The sequence below is a fragment of the Methylobacterium frigidaeris genome, assembly GCF_022179185.1.
GTDB lineage: Bacteria > Pseudomonadota > Alphaproteobacteria > Rhizobiales > Beijerinckiaceae > Methylobacterium > Methylobacterium frigidaeris.
Window position 1 is genome coordinate 13,209 of the sequence record NZ_BPQJ01000033.1, and the last position, 18,087, is coordinate 31,295.

Annotated in this window: 20 protein-coding genes and 1 pseudogene; 11 read left to right on the forward strand and 10 right to left on the reverse strand. The window is 72.8% G+C overall.

What is annotated here, in order from left to right; all coding sequences use genetic code 11:
* The first annotated feature begins 5 nt into the window (after positions 1 to 5).
* Positions 6 to 932, forward strand: a complete 927-nt coding sequence (gene gcvA, locus MFF64_RS26005) for a transcriptional regulator GcvA (protein ID WP_099899341.1) — start codon at positions 6 to 8, stop codon at positions 930 to 932.
* A 306-nt stretch (positions 933 to 1,238) separates the two neighbouring features.
* Here the strand turns inward: gcvA and MFF64_RS26010 are convergent, their stop codons facing one another.
* Positions 1,239 to 2,135, reverse strand: a complete 897-nt coding sequence (locus MFF64_RS26010) for a LysR substrate-binding domain-containing protein (protein WP_099899339.1) — start codon at positions 2,133 to 2,135, stop codon at positions 1,239 to 1,241.
* Between the two features lie 106 nt (positions 2,136 to 2,241).
* Here MFF64_RS26010 and MFF64_RS26015 point away from each other — a divergent pair, with 106 nt between their 5' ends.
* The gene (locus MFF64_RS26015; protein WP_099899337.1) at positions 2,242 to 3,036 is read left to right on the forward strand and encodes an SDR family NAD(P)-dependent oxidoreductase; all 795 of its coding nucleotides are present in this window, start codon (positions 2,242 to 2,244) and stop codon (positions 3,034 to 3,036) included.
* A gap of 2 nt (positions 3,037 to 3,038) precedes the next feature.
* Here MFF64_RS26015 and MFF64_RS26020 read toward each other — a convergent pair whose 3' ends face one another.
* Both MFF64_RS26020 and MFF64_RS26025 read right to left on the reverse strand, forming a co-directional pair.
* Positions 3,039 to 3,833 (reverse strand): nucleotidyltransferase family protein, encoded by a 795-nt coding sequence (locus tag MFF64_RS26020; RefSeq protein WP_099899335.1) that lies wholly within the window; start codon positions 3,831 to 3,833, stop codon positions 3,039 to 3,041.
* A gap of 6 nt (positions 3,834 to 3,839) precedes the next feature.
* A complete protein-coding gene (locus tag MFF64_RS26025) occupies positions 3,840 to 4,922 on the reverse strand; it encodes a CgeB family protein (protein ID WP_099899333.1) in 1,083 nt (360 codons plus the stop codon).
* A 175-nt stretch (positions 4,923 to 5,097) separates the two neighbouring features.
* On the opposite strand from MFF64_RS26025, the gene MFF64_RS26030 reads away from it, so the two are divergent.
* On the forward strand, positions 5,098 to 5,859 hold the full coding sequence (locus MFF64_RS26030) for an endonuclease/exonuclease/phosphatase family protein (protein WP_099899331.1): 762 nt from the start codon (positions 5,098 to 5,100) through the stop codon (positions 5,857 to 5,859).
* Complete coding sequence (locus MFF64_RS26035; RefSeq protein ID WP_238192777.1) at positions 5,856 to 6,881, forward strand: lysylphosphatidylglycerol synthase transmembrane domain-containing protein; 1,026 nt, start codon at positions 5,856 to 5,858, stop codon at positions 6,879 to 6,881. Before MFF64_RS26030 ends, MFF64_RS26035 begins: the two co-directional genes overlap by 4 nt.
* Here the strand turns inward: MFF64_RS26035 and MFF64_RS26040 are convergent.
* The gene (locus MFF64_RS26040; RefSeq protein WP_238192778.1) at positions 6,835 to 8,256 is read right to left on the reverse strand and encodes a phospholipase D-like domain-containing protein; all 1,422 of its coding nucleotides are present in this window, start codon (positions 8,254 to 8,256) and stop codon (positions 6,835 to 6,837) included. The two genes, MFF64_RS26035 and MFF64_RS26040, sit on opposite strands and share 47 nt — an antisense overlap.
* A gap of 161 nt (positions 8,257 to 8,417) precedes the next feature.
* Between MFF64_RS26040 and MFF64_RS26045 the strand changes: the two genes are divergently transcribed.
* From MFF64_RS26045 to MFF64_RS26055, 3 genes and pseudogenes are all read left to right on the forward strand, one after another.
* Entirely contained in the window at positions 8,418 to 8,642 is a 225-nt protein-coding gene (locus MFF64_RS26045) for a DUF342 domain-containing protein (protein WP_165795506.1), read from the forward strand.
* Positions 8,627 to 8,936 (forward strand): annotated as a pseudogene (locus MFF64_RS26050) (helicase-related protein); the annotation flags it as partial. The gene MFF64_RS26045 and the pseudogene MFF64_RS26050, both read left to right, overlap by 16 nt.
* A gap of 176 nt (positions 8,937 to 9,112) precedes the next feature.
* Entirely contained in the window at positions 9,113 to 9,862 is a 750-nt protein-coding gene (locus tag MFF64_RS26055) for a YdcF family protein (RefSeq protein WP_238192779.1), read from the forward strand.
* Between the two features lie 140 nt (positions 9,863 to 10,002).
* On the opposite strand, the gene MFF64_RS26060 is transcribed toward MFF64_RS26055, so the two are convergent.
* A complete protein-coding gene (locus MFF64_RS26060) occupies positions 10,003 to 10,989 on the reverse strand; it encodes an aldo/keto reductase (RefSeq protein ID WP_238192780.1) in 987 nt (328 codons plus the stop codon).
* A gap of 95 nt (positions 10,990 to 11,084) precedes the next feature.
* Here MFF64_RS26060 and MFF64_RS26065 point away from each other — a divergent pair, with 95 nt between their 5' ends.
* Positions 11,085 to 12,026: a LysR family transcriptional regulator gene (locus tag MFF64_RS26065; RefSeq protein WP_099903359.1), complete on the forward strand. Its 942-nt coding sequence runs from the start codon at positions 11,085 to 11,087 to the stop codon at positions 12,024 to 12,026.
* A 20-nt stretch (positions 12,027 to 12,046) separates the two neighbouring features.
* Here MFF64_RS26065 and MFF64_RS26070 read toward each other — a convergent pair whose 3' ends face one another.
* The 4 genes from MFF64_RS26070 to MFF64_RS26085 form a co-directional block, all read right to left on the reverse strand.
* Positions 12,047 to 12,445, reverse strand: coding sequence for a nuclear transport factor 2 family protein (locus MFF64_RS26070; RefSeq protein ID WP_099903357.1), 399 nt, complete (start codon positions 12,443 to 12,445; stop codon positions 12,047 to 12,049).
* A 28-nt stretch (positions 12,446 to 12,473) separates the two neighbouring features.
* Positions 12,474 to 13,310, reverse strand: coding sequence for an alpha/beta fold hydrolase (locus MFF64_RS26075; protein ID WP_099903355.1), 837 nt, complete (start codon positions 13,308 to 13,310; stop codon positions 12,474 to 12,476).
* A 97-nt stretch (positions 13,311 to 13,407) separates the two neighbouring features.
* Entirely contained in the window at positions 13,408 to 13,605 is a 198-nt protein-coding gene (locus tag MFF64_RS26080) for a hypothetical protein (RefSeq protein ID WP_099903353.1), read from the reverse strand.
* Positions 13,606 to 13,997: 392 nt separating this feature from the next.
* A complete protein-coding gene (locus MFF64_RS26085; protein WP_099955438.1) occupies positions 13,998 to 14,201 on the reverse strand; it encodes a hypothetical protein in 204 nt (67 codons plus the stop codon).
* A 286-nt stretch (positions 14,202 to 14,487) separates the two neighbouring features.
* Between MFF64_RS26085 and MFF64_RS26090 the strand changes: the two genes are divergently transcribed.
* The 3 genes from MFF64_RS26090 (at position 14,488) to MFF64_RS26100 (ending at position 16,773) form a co-directional block, all read left to right on the forward strand.
* Entirely contained in the window at positions 14,488 to 15,192 is a 705-nt protein-coding gene (locus MFF64_RS26090; RefSeq protein ID WP_238192781.1) for a spermidine synthase, read from the forward strand.
* A gap of 126 nt (positions 15,193 to 15,318) precedes the next feature.
* Positions 15,319 to 16,395 (forward strand): AraC-like ligand-binding domain-containing protein, encoded by a 1,077-nt coding sequence (locus tag MFF64_RS26095; protein WP_238192782.1) that lies wholly within the window; start codon positions 15,319 to 15,321, stop codon positions 16,393 to 16,395.
* Between the two features lie 147 nt (positions 16,396 to 16,542).
* Positions 16,543 to 16,773, forward strand: coding sequence for a hypothetical protein (locus MFF64_RS26100; RefSeq protein WP_099907410.1), 231 nt, complete (start codon positions 16,543 to 16,545; stop codon positions 16,771 to 16,773).
* Positions 16,774 to 16,841: 68 nt separating this feature from the next.
* Here MFF64_RS26100 and MFF64_RS26105 read toward each other — a convergent pair whose 3' ends face one another.
* The gene (locus MFF64_RS26105; RefSeq protein WP_099907408.1) at positions 16,842 to 18,005 is read right to left on the reverse strand and encodes a dimethylmenaquinone methyltransferase; all 1,164 of its coding nucleotides are present in this window, start codon (positions 18,003 to 18,005) and stop codon (positions 16,842 to 16,844) included.
* Positions 18,006 to 18,087 lie beyond the last annotated feature (82 nt).

An 18,087-nucleotide genomic window follows, 5' to 3' on the forward strand; every position in this document is an offset into this window, starting at 1 on the left:
ATGCCATGGCACTCGACCGGAATCCCCGCCGCCGCCTGCCGCCGCTCAACGCCGTGCGGGCCTTCGAGGCCGCTTCGCGCCACGCCACCTTCCACGAGGCCGGGGACGAGCTCGGGGTCAGCGCCGGCGCGGTGGCGCAGCAGGTGAAGATCCTGGAAGGGTGGTTCGGCTTAGCCCTGTTCCGCCGCCTGCCGAGCCGCGGCGTCGCCCTGACCCCGGCGGGCCAGCGCTTCGCGGCCGCCGCCGGCGAGGTGCTGGACCACCTCGCCGAGGCGACCGCCCGGCTGCGCCGTCAGGGCCAGGACCACGTGCTGACGGTGAGCACCACCCATTCCTTCGCCAGCCTGTGGCTGATCCCGCGCATCGGCAGCTTCCGTGCGCAGTACCCCGACCTCGACGTGCGGGTGGTGGCCAACAACCGCCTGGTGGATTTCGCCCGCGACGATGCGGACTTGGCGATCCGGCACGGGCGCGGGCGCTATCCGGGCCTGCGCTCCGACCTCCTGATGCACGACGTCGTCTTCCCGGTCTGCAGCCCGTCCCTGCGCGACGGCGAGCCGCCGCTGCGCTCACCCCGGGATCTCGCCCGCCACACGCTCCTCCACGACGACGACCCGATCGACCTCGAGGCCGTGGGCTGGCCGCAATGGCTTGCGGCGGCGGGCGTCGCCGGGGTCGACGCCTCCCGCGGACCTCGCTTCACCCACACCTTCATGGTGCTGCAGGTCGCCACCGCCGGCGGCGGGGTCGGCCTCGCCACGCGGGTGCTGGGGGGCGATCTCGTCTCGGGCACCGGCCTGGTCCGTCCCTTCCCGGACGAGGTGGCGAGCCCCTACAGCTTCTTCCTGGTCACCCCGACCGAGACCGATGCCCCGAAAGTCGCACGCTTCCGGGAGTGGATCACCGCGCAGGCGGCGGCGTGGGACCGTTGAGCGACGGGCCGGCCGCCTCGCCGCCGCACCATGAGACGCCACGCCCGTCGCCGAGCAGGATCCAGGCGCCTGGATCGGATGAGGGACGGCCCGGCCGCAGGCCGAGGAGGACGGCGACGAGCCGCGAGAACCAGGATGACATGAGGGACCACGAGACTCCGGGACGGCCGGGCGCGGTCGGCACGCGCTCCGGTGAGAGCATGACTGTGCCCGATCCCGACCGCGGCCTCCATGACCGAGCGTTCCGAATAATTGGCTGTGCGTCCAGGCCCCTGCTGAGGAACCGCACCGGCTCACCGGACGGTCTCACCCCCGGACCACCGCATGGGCAGCGAGGAAATCGACGAAGCAGCGGATGCGCGACGACAGCCGCTCGTGCCCGGCATAGAGGGCGTGGATGTCCTCCGCGTCGCCCGGGCTGAACGTCTCCAGCACCGGGACGAGGCGGCCCGCAGCGATGTCCTCGTCGACGTGGAAGCGGGCGAGCCGGGCGAGGCCGGCGCCCCCGAGCGCCATCATCCGCACCACCTCGCCGGAATTGCCGAAGAAGTTGCCGTGCACCGGGCGCTGCGACACCACCCCGTCGACCAGGAACGGCCAGGTGTCGAGGGAGCGGCGGAAGCTGAAGTTGAGGCAGTTGTGGTCGGAGAGCGCGTCCGGATGGGCGGGCGTGCCGCAGCGTGCGAGGTAGTCGGGCGTCGCCACCACAGCGAGGCGGCTGCGGCCCAGAAGCTTCGCCCGCAGGCGGGTGTCGCGCAGGGGCCCGATGCGGATCGCCACGTCGGCCCTGGCCTCGACGAGATCGACCACGTCGTCGGTGAGCGCGAGGTCGACGCGCATCCGCGGCTGCTCGACGAGGAAGCGCGGCAGCACCGGCAGGATCACCTTGATGCCGAACGGCACCGAGGCGTTCACCCGCAGCAATCCGCTCGGCTGGGCGGCGTCGCGGCCGAAACTGTCCTCGATGGCGTCGAACTCGGCGATCAGCTCGCCCGCGCGGGCGACATAGAGTTCTCCCTCCGGCGTCAGGGTCATCGCCCGGGTGGTGCGCCGGATCAAGCCGACGCCGAGGCGCGATTCCAGCCGCGCCACCGCCCGGCTCACCGCCGACGGCGTGCAGCGCAGGGCCTTGGCGGCGGACGCGAAGCTGCCGCGGCGCGCCACCTGCACGAAGGCCTCCATTTCGCCGAGGCGGTTGTCCATGGGCGGTCCATTGTTGCGTCCGATGCACGATCATCGTGCCGGCCCGCGCGCTGGTCATCAATCGCCGGCATCGTCATCTCGGGGGCTCCACAGACGGAGCCCCACGATGGACCTCAAGCTCGGCGGCAAGACCGCCCTCGTCACCGGCGCCACCGCCGGCATCGGCCTCGCCATCGCCCGCCGCCTCGCGGCAGAGGGCGCCGAGGTGGTGCTCCCGGGCCGCAACCAGGCGAAGCTCGATGCGGCAGCGGGAGCGATCACCGCCGAGCCTGGTGCGCGGGCGCCCCGCACGATCCTGGCCGACCCGGCGACGGCGGAGGGGGCCGCGGCCTTGATCGCGGCGCTGCCGGCGGTCGACATCCTGGTCAACAACCTCGGCATCTACGAATCGAAGGCGTTCGAGGAGATCACCGACGCGGACTGGCACCGCCTGTTCGAGGTCAACGTGGTCTCGGGCGCCCGGCTGGCCCAGGCCTATTTCCCCGGCATGCTGGCGAAGAAGTCCGGGCGGATCGTGTTCGTGTCGAGCGAATCGGGGATCGTGCCGCCGACCGACATGCTGCACTACGCGGTGTCGAAGACGGCGCAGCTCACCATCGCCCGCGGCCTCGCCCAGCGCACCCGCGGCACCGGCGTGACGGTGAACGCGGTGCTGCCCGGCCCGACCCGCTCGGAGGGCATCGTGGACTTCTTGAAGAGCGTCGCCTCCGATCCGAATGCCCCGGCGGCCGAGCTGGAGGCGGAATTCTTCCGGGTCCACCGCCCACTGTCGCTGCTCGCCCGGATGATCGAGCCCGACGAGATCGCCGGCTTGGTGGCCTATCTCGCGAGCCCGCTCGCGGCGGCGACCAACGGGGCGAGCCTCCGGGTCGAGGGCGGCATCGTGCCGACCATCGCCTAAACTTACGGCACCGCCTCCGCGCCCTGCGCCCCCGGTCCTCCCAGCGACAGGCGCCGCCCGGCGACCGCTTCCCCGGACTCCTCCGTCCCGAGGAGCGCCATGGCGGCGCGATAGCCGTGCAGCGTGCCGGTATCGACGTAGGCGCTGCCGGCGCGCACGCCGACTGCCCGGCCACCCGCTTCGAGCCAGGCATTGACGAGGGTGCCGAGATATTCGTCGCGGCAGCGCCGCGCCTGCCAGAGGGCGTGCAGCTCGGCGAGAATGCGACCCGTGAGCTTGAACGCCCCCCAGACCCAGGACGAGGCGGCATCCTTGCGCTTCACCTGGATCTCCCGCACCGCGTCGCCGTCGAGCACCACGGCGTCGAACAGCTCCGGCCGCTCGACCGGGAAGAGCAGGAAGGACAGGCCGTCCGCCGGCAGGCGCGCGAGCCCGTCATCCGGGAACCACACCGTGTCGGGCAGCCCCACCAGCACCGGCTCGTCCGGGGCGATCAGCGGCAGGGCGCGGAAGAGCGCGTCGCACAGGCCCTCGGGACGCGGCTGCACCACGTAGGCGATCGGGGCCGGCCCGTAGCCCGAGCCGTAATACTCGACGATGTCGGACTTGCCCGGGGCGATCACGAAGCAGATCTTGTCCGCCCCGCCGCGGATCATCCGCTCGACGACGTACTCGCTCACCGCGCAGGGCCGCTCGGCCCCGTCGCGCAGGCGGCTGCCGACCGGCAGCAATTCCTTGGAGAAGGCGAGCGGCTGGATGCGGCTGCCGCGGCCCGCGGCCGGAACGATGCCCCACATGCGGTCTTACGCCTCCATCGCGATCGGCTGCCGGGCATTGTCGAGGATGGCCTCCAGCTCCGCCGCCCGGTGCGCGGAGGTGTGGTGGTCGAGGGTGCGGGCGCGACCGGCCTGCGCGATGCGGCGCAATTCCGCGTCGCTCCGGTCAAGGGCGGCGAGCACGGCGTCGGGCGTCTCGGCGAGCAGGATCTCCTCGCCCGGCCGATAGAAGGCGTCGAGCCCGTCGAACGTGTCGCTCAGCACGGCGGCGCCGCAGGCGGTGGCCTCGAACAGCCGGCCCGACGGGCACCAGCCCATGGCGGCCATCGCCGCCCGGGTGACGTTGAGGGTCAGGCGCGAGGAGGCGTAGAAGGCCGGGTGCTCCTGCGGGCCCAGATGGCGCACGAAGAAGATATTGTCGGTCCAGGGAAAGTCCTGCGGGTACTGCGCCCCGCCGATCAGGAAGCGCCGGTCCGGCCGCCGCCGTGCCGGCTCGACGAGGCAGGACACGACCTTGGCCTGCCGGTCGGCCGCGTAGGTGCCGAGATAGGAGAGGTCGGCGGCGTATGGCGCCTGGGCTGCCGCCGGCCGGTGCACCTCCGGATCGACATGGCCGTAGAGCGGCGCCACGCGCTGCGCGCCGAGTTCGCTCCGCAGCGCGTCGAGGGCCGGTCCGCCGGTATAGCTGAGGACGAGGTCGAAGCCGGAAAACCCCTTCGGGCCGACATAGTCCACCGCCTCGCCGCGGCGCAAGGCGTCGAGGGTGACGGGGGTATCGAGGTCGTAGAACACGCGCAGCGCCTTGGACCCCAGGACGAGGTCGGTGGCGGCGCGCGCATCGGGGCAGTAGGAGGTCACCATCGCGACGTTGGCCCCCGCCACGTCGCGGGCGGCCTGGGCTCTGATCTCCTCCCAGCCGGAGAACAGCACGAGGCGCCCGTTCGGGATCGCGGACAGGTCGCGGTGGGGAGCGTAGAACGGCAGGTCGCGCTCGTAGAACACGACGCTGTGGCCGCGGCGGGCGAGCGCCCGGCACAGGCCCCGCCACAGGGTCGCATGGCCGTTGCCCCAGGACGAGCTGATCGTCAGCCCGAAGACCACGATCCTCATCCGGCTCCCCCCGCATCAAGCATCCCGTCCCCTCCGGCGCCGGGAGAGAACGCGCGCCGGCTTGATCCGTTCAGGATCTAACATTTCGCTTTCGCGGCAAGCGTGGCGGAGGATCCGAACCACCGGCAGGCTCGGCCGTTGAGGGAGGTCCGCCCCTTCGGAAGGCCCCGCCCGGTTGCTCCGCGTCCTCACCTACAATGTGCGCCGCTGCCTCGGCGCCGATGGCCGGCTCGCCCCGGAGCGCATCGCCGCGGTGATTGCCGCGTGTCGGGCGGACGTGGTGGCGTTGCAGGAGCTCGATGTCGGTCGCGCCCGCAGCGGCGGGATCGACCAGGCGGAGGCGATCGCCGCCCATCTCGGCATGCGCTCCCACTTCCATCCGGCGATGCGGGTGATGGAGGAACTCTACGGCGACGCGATCCTGACCGCCCTTCCCTCCCGGCTGGTGCGCGCCGGGGCGCTGCCGGGCCGGGCCGGGTGCGAGCCCCGCGGCGCGCTCTGGGCGGCCATCACCGCCGGCGACACCGAGGTGCAGGTCGTCACGACCCATCTCGGCCTCGACCGGCGCGAGCGGCGGGCGCAGGCCGAAGCGCTGCTCGGGCCCGCCTTCCTCGCCGATCCGGCCTGCCGCGACCCGGTGGTGCTGCTCGGCGACTTCAACACCCTGCCGGGATCGAGCGTCCATCGCCGCCTCGCCGCCCGGCTGCCGGACGCACAAGGGAAGGGGGCCTGGCTGCGGCCGACCTTCCCGGCCCGCCTGCCGCTCCTGCGCATCGACCACGTCTTCGTCAGCCGCGGCATCGCGGTGCGGGAGGTGCGCACCCTTGGCGGCAGGCTCGCACGGGTCGCCTCCGACCACTTGGCCCTCGTCGCCGACCTCGACCTCGCGCCGGTCTTCGCCCCCCACATCCCCGTGCCCCGAGAGGAACCCGCGTGACGCAGGCCCAAGAACAGGCCCAAGAACAAGCCAAAGCCAGGGAGGAGACCTCCGCGCGCCGCCGGTTCTGGACCATCCTCCTCACCGTTCTCAGCGTCGCGCTCGGCGGCTACCTGCTCTACCGGACGCTCGCCGGCTACAGCCTGAACCAGCTGATCGAGTCGGTGCGGACGCTCCCCGCCGGCCGGCTCGCCGCCGCCGGGGGGTTCGCCGCCGCGAGCTATCTCTGCCTCACCGGGATCGACTGGCTGGCCCTGCGCGCCGCCGGAAAGCCCCTGCCATACCCGAGGGTGGCGCTCGCGGCCTTCATCAGCCTGTCGCTCGGCCACAGCATCGGGTTCGCGGGCTTGAGCAGCGGGGCGATCCGCTACCGCTTCTACACCCGCTGGGGTCTCGGCACGGCGGACGTCGCCAAGGCGGTGCTGTTCTGCGGCGTCACCGTCGCGGTCGGATTGATGGCGCTCGGCGCCGTGGCGGTCCTGGTCCATCCCGATCTCGCCCGGGAGGTGACGGGCTTGGGGACGGGCGCCGTGCTGGCGGCGGGCCTCGCCTGCGCGGGCGGCGTGGCGGTCTATCTCGGGCTGGCCGCCTGGTGGCGCAAGCCTGTGACCTTCCGGCGCTGGTCGATCGAGATGCCGCCGCTGCCGCTCGCGGCGGCGCAGGTGGGTCTGGGCGCGGTCAACTTCGCCCTGGTCTCGGCCTGCCTGCACCAAGTGCTGGCGGCGGTCTCCGACGTCGGCTTCCTCGCCGTCGCCTCGGTCTTCGTCATCGCCAACGCGGCGGTGCTCGTCACCCACGTGCCCGGCGGCGTCGGGGTGATCGAGAGCGTGGTCGTCCACCTCCTGCCGAAGACCGACGTCATCGGCCCGCTCATCGCCTTCCGGTGCCTGTACTTCCTGGGGCCCCTGGCGCTCGGCCTCGTCGCCTTCGCGGCGACCGAGGCGGTGTTCCGGTGGCGCGATGCGGGTGGGGCGGCTAGGCCGTCCCGAACGGCCGCTCCGGGTCCAGCAGCTCGGAGCTGATGAGCGGATCGAGCAGGCCTTCCTCCTCCGGCACCTCGCAGACCCGCAAGCTGCGCGGCCCGCCCATGTGGCGCCGGATCGCCGCGATGAGCCCGTCCTGCGCGATCGCCTCGGCCATCGCGGCCGGGGCAACGCCCAGGTGCTCGGCCACCAGGCGGTCGCGCAGGCCACGGATCGCGGCGCGCTCCTCCGGGGTGCGGGCCTCGACCGCGAGGTCGCACTCGGTGTCGAGGGCGACCGAGCGGTTGTTGAGGTTCGAGGAGCCGATGCGCAGGAAGGCATCGTCGATGAGGACGAGCTTGGCGTGGACCTCGATCTCGCAATCGCCCTCCGGCCCGGGCACGACGGGGTAGGCCACGAACAGGCGTCCATGGCGGTCGGCGGCGCGCAACCGGCGCAGGACCCGGTCGCGCGGCGTGCCCATGGCGACGCGCTCGGTGAAGTTGTGCGAGCGGCGCGTGAGCACCACCACGATCTCCGGCCCCTCCTCCGCCGCGAGATGGGCGGCGAGGGCGTCGGCGACGAAATTGGCCGTGAGGTACTGCGCCTCGAGGTAGATCGTCTCCTTGGCGGCCGCCAGGGACGCGGCGGTGAGCGCCGCCGCCTCCTCGACCGAGGGCTCGCCGCCCTGGAGCGGCATGGTACGGGCGATGGCGACCGGGATGTCGGTGAGGAGCGGGCCCAAATCCTGCGGCCAGATCGGGCGGGTGGCCGTCGCCGGCGCCAGCGCCTCGCCGGTGGCGGCGCGCCAGCGCTCGCGGGCGAGGTCGCTCAAGCGCGCGGCCGCCTCGCCGTCCACCGCCATCTGCAGGTCGTGCACCGGCGGGTAGAGCTCGCCGTCGGGGTTGGTGCGCAAGGGGTCGCCGGCCGTATGGGCGGCGGTATCCCAGCGCCCGACCGTGAGGTCGATGCCGCCGCAGAACGCGATCCGGTCGTCGATGCAGACGAGCTTCTGGTGATGGGCGGCGTAGAGCGGGTGATGGGTGTCGAGGCGCACCTCGACACGCGGATGCGCCTCCCACTCGGCCCCGAACAGGAGCGGCAGCGCCGCGCCCGGCCCGTGCAGCGTCGCGACGCTCCAGACCAGCACCCGCACCGTGAGCCCGGGCCGCCGCGCCGCGAGGTCGCGCAGCAGGGGCCCGAGGGGCGGCGAGTCCTCGGGGCTCGCGTCGTGGCGCAGGCGGATGCGCCCGTCGAAATCCCAGCCGACGATCAGGATCGAATCCTGCGCCTGGCGCAGCGCGTCCTCCAGCCGGGCGAAGTACTCGGCGGAATCGATCATCACCGCGACCCGCTCGGCCTGCGCGACGCACCAGCAGGTGCGGCCGGGCTGGAACAGGGTCTCGGTCTCGTCGCGCGCGGGATCGATGGTCATGGGGCGCTCGTACACTCCTGTCGTCCTGTCGAGGGCCGGAACGACAGGCGGGGCCGTCCGTTCCGGGCCGACGGAAAACGCACCAGGCGCTTCGCCCGACCGGCTGCCGTCGCGGTTTCCAACGCCGGGCCGGCCCCTACCTTGGCCTGGACAGGCCGGAGGTGGATCCCGTTTCGATGCGCAGGACGCACTCATTCGCCGAACGCGACATCCTGCGCAACTGCGGACGCGGCAACGCCGATGCCGGGATGAGCGATCTGGCGACGGGCCGGGTGCTCGAGATCGAGGCCGACGGGGATGACACCATCGAGGGGAACGTCGCCGGCCGCAGCGGGCGGATGGTGTGGGGCGGTGCTTCGAGGCCGGCGAGGCCCAGGTGTTCCTGATCAGCCCGAAGGCCGGCGGCACCGGGCTCGACCTCGTCGCCGCCGACACGGTGATCCTCGACGACCCGTGGTGGAACCCGGCGGTGAAGGCCCAAGGCCGTCGACTGCGCCCACCGCATCGGCCAGGACAGGCCGGTCTTCGTCCACAAGCTCGTGGCGGCGCGCAGCATCGAGGAGGAGATGGAGGACCTGAAGGCGCGCAAGAGCGCGCTGGCCGAGTCCCTCTTCGACCACGAGGGCGCGCCGACCGGCGTGCTGACGCCGGCGGATCTCGACGCGCTGCCGGAGGGGTGATGCGCGTCCCCGAGGCCAGCCTGACGCCAGATAGGGCGGCTAGCCTCGGTCCTTGCCCGCTCTTCACAGGGACCGGCGCGAGTGAACGAATCGGCCTCCGGGACGGTTGCCTCTCGGCCGCCGCAATCGGCACTATGCTCGACACGGTTGAGATGACCTCGCGGATGCAGCGCGGAATGACAACGCGAACCGGCGACGTGGTGGGCTGGTCCTGGTCGGGCGGCGGATCCGAGGGACCGCCCCCGTCCCGGTGGAGCCTGCGCCGCCGCCTCGCCCTCGGCCTTGCCGGCCTCGGCCTCGCCGCCGGGCTCGCCCTCGGCCTCGGCTTCCTCGCCTTCGTGGCCGGCCTCGCCCGCTCCGAGCGGATGCCGCTCGGCCCCTCCGACGGCATCGTGGCGCTCACCGGCGGCGCCCAGCGCATCGAGGATGCGATGGACTTGCTCGCAGGCGGCTACGGCCGGCGGTTGCTCATCACCGGGGTCAACGAGCGCACCAGCCGCGACGAGATCGCCCGGCTCAACCCGGGCCAGCAGCACCTGATCGCCTGCTGCGTCGATCTCGACTACCGGGCGCGCAACACCATCGGCAACGCGATCGAGATCCGGCGCTGGATGCGCGAGAACGGGTTCCGGAGCGTCGCGGTGGTCACCTCGAACTACCACATGCCACGCACGCTGGTGGAGCTCGACCACGCACTCGCGGAGGGCCACCAGGTGGTGCCGCACCCGGTCGTCCCGGAGGGGGTCGACCCCGACCAGTGGTGGCGCCACCCGGCCTCGGCGCGGCTCCTCGCCTCAGAATACGCGAAGTTCCTGGTCGCCTGGGTTCGCACCCGGTTCGAGAGCGACCCCGAGCATTCGAGCGCGGCGGTGCTGGTCAGCCGCGGCCACCCCGTGAAGATGGTGGCCGAGCCGCTGGTGCGGTGAAAGTCTGGACGATCCTGCGCGCGACGCCTCGATCGCGAGACGTCGCGTCAGACCGGTTCACGCTCGAGGAGGTGGCCGGCATCCTCGGCGGCGACGACCTCCGGGTTGCCCGGGCGTGCCTGCCGGCGTGAGGGTCGTCCCTACCCGGCCGCGCTCTCGATGCCCGCCATGCCGCCCGGGGCGTAGCGTGCGCCCGCCGCCGTGCCCGGGGCGAACAGTGCGTCGAGGGCCGCGATGTCGGCGGGGGTGAGGGCGAGGTCGGCGGCGGCTGCGTTCTCCGCCAGGCGTTCGGGCCGGCGGGTGCCCGGGATCGGGATCACGTGCGGGCTGCGGGCCAGCAGCCAGGCCAGCGCGACCTGGCCGGGCGTGGCGCCGCGCTCGCGCGCGAAGGCGCCCAGGGCCTCCGCGAGCCGGCGGTTCTGCGCCAGCGCCTCGCCCTGGAAGCGCGGGTTACCGCGGCGAAAGTCGTCCGGCGCGAGGCTGTCGACATCGACCGCCCCGGTCAGGAAGCCGCGGCCGAGCGGCGAGTAGGCGACGAGGGCGACATCGAGGTCCCGGCAGGCCGCGAGCAGGCCGGCTTCGGGCTCCCGGCTCCACAGGGAATACTCGGTCTGCACCGCGGCGATCGGGTGGACCGCATGGGCCGCCCGCAGGGTCTCGGGGGAGACCTCCGACAGGCCGAGCGCCCGCACCTTGCCGGCCTCGACGAGGCGCGCCATCGCGCCGACCATCTCGGGCACCGGCACCGACGGGTCGCGGCGGTGGCAGTAATAGAGGTCGATGGTCTCGATGCCGAGGCGGCGCAGCGAGGCCTCGCAGGCGGCTTCGAGGTAGGCCGGGCTGTTGTCGATTCGCCGCGTGCCTCCCTCGCGCACGATGCCGAACTTCGTCGCCACCACGACCCGGTCGCGGCGCCCCTTCAGCACCCGCCCGATCAGCTCCTCGTTGCGGCCCTGGCCGTACATGTCGGCGGTGTCGAGGAAGTCGTAGCCGAGGACCAGCGCTTCCTCGAGGGCGGTGGGCGCCGTCGCCTCGTCGGTCGGGCCGTAGAATTCCGAGAAGCCCATGCAGCCGAGGCCGGGGGCGGAGACGGTGAGGCCGGAGCGGCCGAGGGAACGTCGCTGCATCGAAGCACTCCTGAGCGGACGGCCCGGATCTGGCGTTCCGGCGCCCGCCGGATAAGCTGCGCCGTCCCGCATGAACTGATGAACCAAGCTCACCAATGGTCCGCGACGACCTCCCCGACCTCGCGGCCTTCGCGGCGGTGGCCCGGCACCGCAGCTTCCGGCGCGCCGCGGCCGAGCTCGGCCTGTCGCCCTCGGCGCTGAGCCACGCCCTGCGCGGGCTGGAGGCGCGCATGGGCGTGCGGCTCCTCAACCGCACCACCCGCAGCGTCGCCCCGACCGAGGCCGGCGCCGCCCTGCTGCTGCGGCTCAAGCCCGCCCTCGACGACATCGCCGCCGCCATGGCGACGGCCTCAGCCGCCGCCGCGCGGCCCGCCGGGACCTTGCGGCTCAACGCACCGCGCAGCGCCTGCCGGCTGGTGCTGATGCCGCTCCTCGCCCGCTTCCTCTCCCTGTATCCGGAGATCCGCGTCGAGGTGGCGAGCGACGACGCCCTCACCGACATCGTCGGCGAGGGCTTCGATGCCGGGGTGCGCTTCGGCGAACGCCTCGCTCTCGACATGGTGGCCGTGCCGTTGAGCGGGCCGCAGCGCTTCGCCGTCGTCGCCGCGCCCGCCTACCTGGCGCACAGGGGCAGTCCGGACGCGCCGGCAGATCTCGCGGACCATGCCTGCCTGCGCCAGCGCTTTCCCGGCGGGAGCCTTTTTCCCTGGGAGCTGGAGCGCGACGGGATCCCGGCGCCCATCGCGGTCGACGGCCCGCTGATCCTCGGCGACCAGGACCTGATCCGGCTCGCCGCCCTCGACGGGCTCGGGATCGGCCTCGTCTTCGAGGGCTACGTGGCCGACGACATCGCCGCCGGCCGCCTGGTGCGGCTCCTGGCACCGTGGTGCCCGCCCTTCCCGGGCTTCCACCTCTACTATCCGGGCCGTCGGCAGGTGCCGGCGCCGCTCAGGGCCTTCCTCGAGGTGGTGCGGGAGGCGGGACGGCCCGCGTCGCCCGGACCCGGTCCGGGGTCACCGCCTCCCGCCCGCCCGTGACCGGAAGGCTGCCGGGGCCGCTACGGGTGCGGCGGGTCCAGCAGGACCCAGAGCCGCGCGATCCGCCCGTCGACGATCTCGGCCGCGTCTATCCCGGTCACCGCGACGGGGCCGCCCTCCGGTCCGGCCCTCCAGTGCAAGGTCCCGAGGCCGTGATGGCCGAGAGCATCGCCCTCCGGGACGAACCGGAAATCCGGCCCGAACTGCTCCAGAAGCCCGCCCGCCACCGCCGAGATGGCCGCCCGGCCCCGGACGATGCCCGTCGGCTCGAACATCACCGGGTCGTCGACGAAGAGGTCAGCGAGGGCAGCCGCCCGCGTCGCGGCATCACGCTCGTTGAAGACGCGCGCGAGGTTCGATCGCAGCAGGCAGTCGTAGTCGGGTTCGCCCGCGGCGGAGCCCGTTTCCGTGTCCGGCATGGCTTCGTCGTCTTTCCGCGGGCGGGGTTCACGCCTTCACGAAGGCGAGAAGGTCGGCGTTGAGCGCCTCGGCATTCACCGTCAGCATGCCGTGGCTGTAGCCCGGATAGGTCTTGAGCGTGCCGTTGCGCAGAAGCGTCACCGATTTGCGGCCGGCGGCCTCGATCGGGACGATCTGGTCGTCCTCGCCGTGCAGCACGAGGGTCGGCACCGAGATCGCCCGCAGGTCCTCGGTCTGGTCGGTCTCGGAGAAGGCCTTGATGCCGTCGTAATGCGCCTTGGCGCCGCCCATCATCCCCTGGCGCCACCAGTTGCGGATCACGCCCTCCTGGACCTGCGCGCCCGGCCGGTTGAAGCCGTAGAACGGCCCGGTCGGGACATCGAGGAAGAACTGCGCCCGGTTGGCCGCCAGCGCGGCGCGAAACCCGTCGAAGACCTCGATCGGCAGGCCGCCCGGATTGGCCTCGGTCTTGAGCATCAGGGGCGGCACGGCGCTGACGAGGATCGCCTTGGCGACCCGCCCCTGCGGCTCGCCGTGGCGCGCGACGTAGCGGGCGACCTCGCCGCCGCCGGTCGAATGGCCGATATGGATCGCATTGATGAGGCCGAGTTGGTGCACCACCGCCGCCGCATCCGCCGCGTAATGGTCCATGTCGTGCCCGTCAGCGACTTGCGACGAGCGGCCGTGGCCGCGCCGGTCATGCGCCACGACCCGGTAGCCGTTCGCTAAGAAGAACAGCATCTGCGCGTCCCAGTCGTCGGAGGAGAGCGGCCAGCCGTGATGGAACACGATGGCCTGCGCCTCGCGCGGCCCCCAATCCTTGGTGAAGATCTGAACGCCGTCGCCGGTGGTCACGAAGCTCATCGGGGGCTCTCCTGCCGCGGGGCCGGCGCGCGACGCGCCGGCGAGCAGGGCCTAACATATCAGCGCTTCGGCACGGGGCGGAAGCGGACGGACGCGCTCAGTCCATCTCCTCCGCAGCCCCGTCCGACGACGGCTTGAGCGGCGGCTGCGTGAACGAGGATTTCGGGGGCTTGTTCCTGCGCGCCGCCACGGGCGACGCCGTGTGGGCCGGCATCTCCGCCAGACGCGCGACGCGCGCCTTGAACTCCTCGTTCGACGGGCTGCGGGCCGAGCCGGTGATGAACATCTTGGCCATGGCCGATCCTCTCATGCGGGATTGGCGGACCCGCCGGAGGCGCTTCTGCCCGCGATCGGTGCCGCTGGACAGATTTCGCGATCATATCGGAAGGATATTTCGGACCCGTTGCCCAAGCTGTCGGGCCAAGCTGTCGGGCGACGAGGTCCAGGAAAATCAACCAATGATCGTTTGTTCGATGATGAACGGTTTTGCCGCCGCCGGCAAGGCGGATTCCTCTTCACATTTGATTATCGGCGCGGAGCCCTCCGTGCGGACGACGGGCGGGCCGTGGCGGCAATCGCGTGCGGCGATCGAGGCAGGAGCCCTCCGCCGAACCGCGGGCCGGCTCGACGGGGGCGGGGGCGGGAGTTCGACGAAGGCCGACCCGATCGTGCCGCGACCGGCGCCGCTCAGCGTCGGCGCGGATCGGCCGGGCGGAAGGCGCGCTCCACGGCGGCGGTGGCGCTGGCATAGGCCCGCTCCTCGCTGTCGTGCGGCCGGTCCGACCGCTCGAGCAGCTTGCCGTGCTTGCGGATCGCCCAGCCGAATTTTCCTTTCGGGCTGCTCAGCGGGGCCACCTCGATGGTGAAGGGATAGAATTCGTTGTCGCTCATCCTCGGAACTATGGCACGGAACGCCCACCGAGGACAGACGTCCTCCCGCCCGCGTCCCCCGCTCATGCTGCCCTCGGCGGCTCCCTCGACGTGGCTCCCTCGACGTAGCTCCCTTGCGCGTGCGATAGCCGGCACGGTTCCGGCAGGCCGTGGCGGCCGCCGGCCGATGCCCGGCGGTTCCGCCCCGGAACGGCTCCCGCCCGTGTTGCGTCCCCCTTGTCCTGTCCCTGATCGCGGACCGTCGCCACTCCCCCCGGCACGGCGCGGTCCCGATGGAGTTCGATTCTTGATTCCCTGGGTTCACCTCGACACCAGCGCCATCCCCGGCGAGACCGCGTCCTTGCGGCTGATGCGCCGGGGCGACGAGTTCGCGATCGTGGTCGACTCGATCGAGCTGATGAACAGCCGCCGCAGCGGCTCGGAGCGGGCGCTCGCCAGCCTCGCCTGCGCGCGCCTGCGCGACCGACAGGCGCCGCGGGTGCTGATCGGCGGGCTCGGCATGGGCTTCACCCTGCGGGCGGCCCTGGGCGAGCTCGGGCCGGGCGCCGAGATCGTCGTCGCCGAGCTGATTCCGGCCGTCGCCGCCTGGGCCCGGGGACCGCTCGCGCACCTGTTCGCCGGCAGCCTCGACGATCCCCGGGTGGCCCTGCACGAGACCGACGTCCACCACCTCATCGCGGCGAGTCCCGGCGGCTACGACGCCATCCTGCTCGACGTCGACAACGGACCGGAGGGGCTGGTCCAGCGCACCAACGACCGTCTCTACGACGTCGCGGGCCTCGGCCGCGCCCACCGGGCCTTGCGGCCGGGCGGGCTGCTCGGCGTGTGGTCGGAGAGCCCCGACCGCAAGTTCAAGTCCCGCCTGCAGCGCGGCGGCTTCGCGGTCGAGGAGCACAAGGTCCGCTCGGCCGGGAGCGGCGGGCGGCACGTGGTCTGGATCGGGGAGAGGACGGACGGGGCGGCTGCGGGCGTAGGCGCGGGCTGGCGGTAGCGGCCGGGCGGCCTCCGCGCCGGTGGTCCGGCGGGTGCCGCACCGACGGGCCGAGGGGGGACCGATCCCTCGCGACAAATCGATTTGCACGAGCTTGGTCGGCATGCGAGCCTGATGCCACCAGGGGTGGCGCGCCACCCCAGCTTCGAGCCTGAGATGACCCTGCGCGGCCCCAACCTGAGTCTGGAAGGCTCGACTTTCGGGCCGCGCAAGATCTCGGCCTGGCGCGAGGCCGTGGCGCCGTTCTGGGACGTCGAGATCCGCAAGGAGGACACCCCGGATTTCCGCGGCCGGTCGGAGGTCTATCACCTCGGCAACGCGATCATCGGCTTGACCGCGGCTTCGGAGCTGCGCAACGAGCGGTCGCGCGGCCTCGTCGCCCGCATGGGCGTCGACCACGTGGCGGCGCAGCTCCGGATGGACGGGCGGGCGACGATCCGGGTCGCCGGGGAGGAGGTGCCGATCGGTCCCGGGGACGTCGCCCTGCTCGACCTGGCGCAGCCCCTCTCCCTGGATTCGACCGATTACCGCGCCATTACCGTCATCATCCCGCGCGGCCTGTTCCCGGAAGGCGGGGCCCGGCTGGGCGAGGCGCACGGGACGGTCCTGCGCGGCTCCGACCCGTTCGGGGCGCTGGTCAGCGACCATCTGCGCTCGCTCGGCCGGAACGTGCCGCATTTCAGCCCCGCGGAGGCGCGCGTCGCCGCGCAGGCCACGGCCTGCCTCCTGTCCGCGGCGGCGCGCACGATCACTGGGACCGGCCCGACCGAGCGGCTCTCGGAGCGCGCGCCGGTTCTCCTCGCCATCCGCAGCCACATCGACGCCGAGATCGGGTCCGCCGACCTGAGCGTGGAGCAGATCTGCCGCCGCTTCGGCGTCTCGCGCAGCGCGCTCTACCGCCTGTTCGCGCCCTTGGGCGGCGTGGTCGAGTATATCCGCCGCCGCCGGCTCGCCCGCGCCTACCGGGATCTCGCCGAGGGGAGCGGGCACGCCGCGCGGGTCTCCGAGATCGCCTATCGCTACGGCTACGGCAGCCCGGCGAGCTTCACCACCGCCTTTCGCGCCGAGTTCGACGCGAGCCCCGCCGACGTGAAGGCCGCGGCGCGGGCCGAGGGCGCGTCGCCCGAGCGGCGCCCACCGCCGAATCGGACGGCCGGCGGCTGGGACGGCTTCTACGACTGGGTCCTGACGCTCGACGCCTGACCCGGCCGATTGGGACGCCGGCTGAAGCAATTGAGACGGATGGCGATCGTCCCGGCGCCGTCCGCGCCCGACATGCTGCCCCATCTTCGTTGAAGGGGAGGCAGGCGGGTGCGGCGAGGGAGCGGGCGGCGATGGAGATCCGTCGGCATGCCGGGGATGCCGCGCGCCGGCGAGCCTCTCGTCAGGCGCTGGATCGGGGCCGGGCGCCGCCGTGCGTCCCGGGAGAGCCAGGACGCGCGCGATGCGGGAGCCGAGGTCATCACGCTGACCTGGGCCCAGACGTTCGGCCGGGGGACGGCGTCCCAAAGGCCCGATGGGGTGGAGACCGACAAAGCCGGCCGGATCGTCGTTCTCGGCGACGGGCGGACGAGCTCCTGAGGCGCCCGGGCGCCGCAGGGCTGCCCGGGGACAGCGCGAGGCGCGGGCGAGAGAGCCGGCCCCCCGCGCTATCCCTTCCAGTTCTTCAACGCCGCGAACGGGCTGTCGGCGGCCGCGCTCTTTTGCGGGGTCAGCACCGGCTCGACCTGGGCCACGGCGTCGGCGAGGGAGAAGGCGGTGCCGCTCGGGAGCTTGCCGCCGGCGGCGTCCTGGTGGCCGCCGCCGCGGAAGAGGCGGGCGCCATCGAGGGCGGTGCCGTCGATCGAGCGGAACGACAGGGTGCCGGCGCGCTGCACGTTGACCAGGCGCTTCGCGCGCCCGCTCGCCATCACCAGGTCCGAGACCCGCTGGAAGGTGCCGGCATCGAGGGCGAAGGACAGGAGCGTGCCGTCCGGGAGCGCGTGGAACAGCGCGTCGGAGCGGGCGAGCGCCCGGGCCATCCGCTGCCGGGTGGTCAGGCTCGCATCGTCGCCGGGCTCGTCGCGCATCAGCTCGTCGACGATGGCGCCGCGGATCGCCGGCACGGCGCGCTCCAGCTCGGCCGGGGTGGCGCCGGCGCGCAAGCGCGCGGTCGCCTCGATGAGCAGGCGGGCCACGAACGGGTCGTGCGCCGGATGCCCGACCGGCACCAGGGTGCCGACATTGTCCCAGAAGATCTCGTCGAGGGCGAAGCCGCCGGGGAAATGCGGATCGTCCTTGCGCCAGAGGTCGAGGGCGTCGACGGAGGCGACGAGGAGCGCCAGGTCCTCGGCGCGGGCCGGGTCGGCCTCGCGGGTAGCGAACAGGGCGCGGTGGGTCTGGACCATCTTCGTCGCGCTCGACGCCTCGTCGACCAGGACGGTGACGGAGGGGTCGCCGAGATCGAAGCGCGACAGGCGCGGGTTGTCCGCCTCGGCCTTCGGCTCCAGGCCCTGGCGGCGCATCTGGTCGATCGAGGAGGTGTGGTGGTCGAGCACCACCAGCCGGTGCGGCGCCTCCGGGTCGCGCTTGCGGTTCATGGCGGCGAAGCGGCGCAGGAAGGCGATCGTCGGCTCCTCGATGCCGAGATCGGTGATCAGCACCATCTCCGCCGCCTTGGTCTTGCCGAGGCGCTTCAATTCGTCGTCGACGACCGGGCCGACATCGCCGTAGCGCGGCACGTGCACGATCCGGGCCGGCTCGGCATAGGCCGCGACGAGGGTCGCGGCGCCGTAGCCGTCGAGGTCGTGGTGGGTGATCTGGGTCAGGCGCACGGGAAAAGGTCCAGGGTCGGTTCGGGTCGAAGGTGAATCCCGCCAGCATAGCGGCTCGCGCGCCGCACCGGCAGGGCCTGGG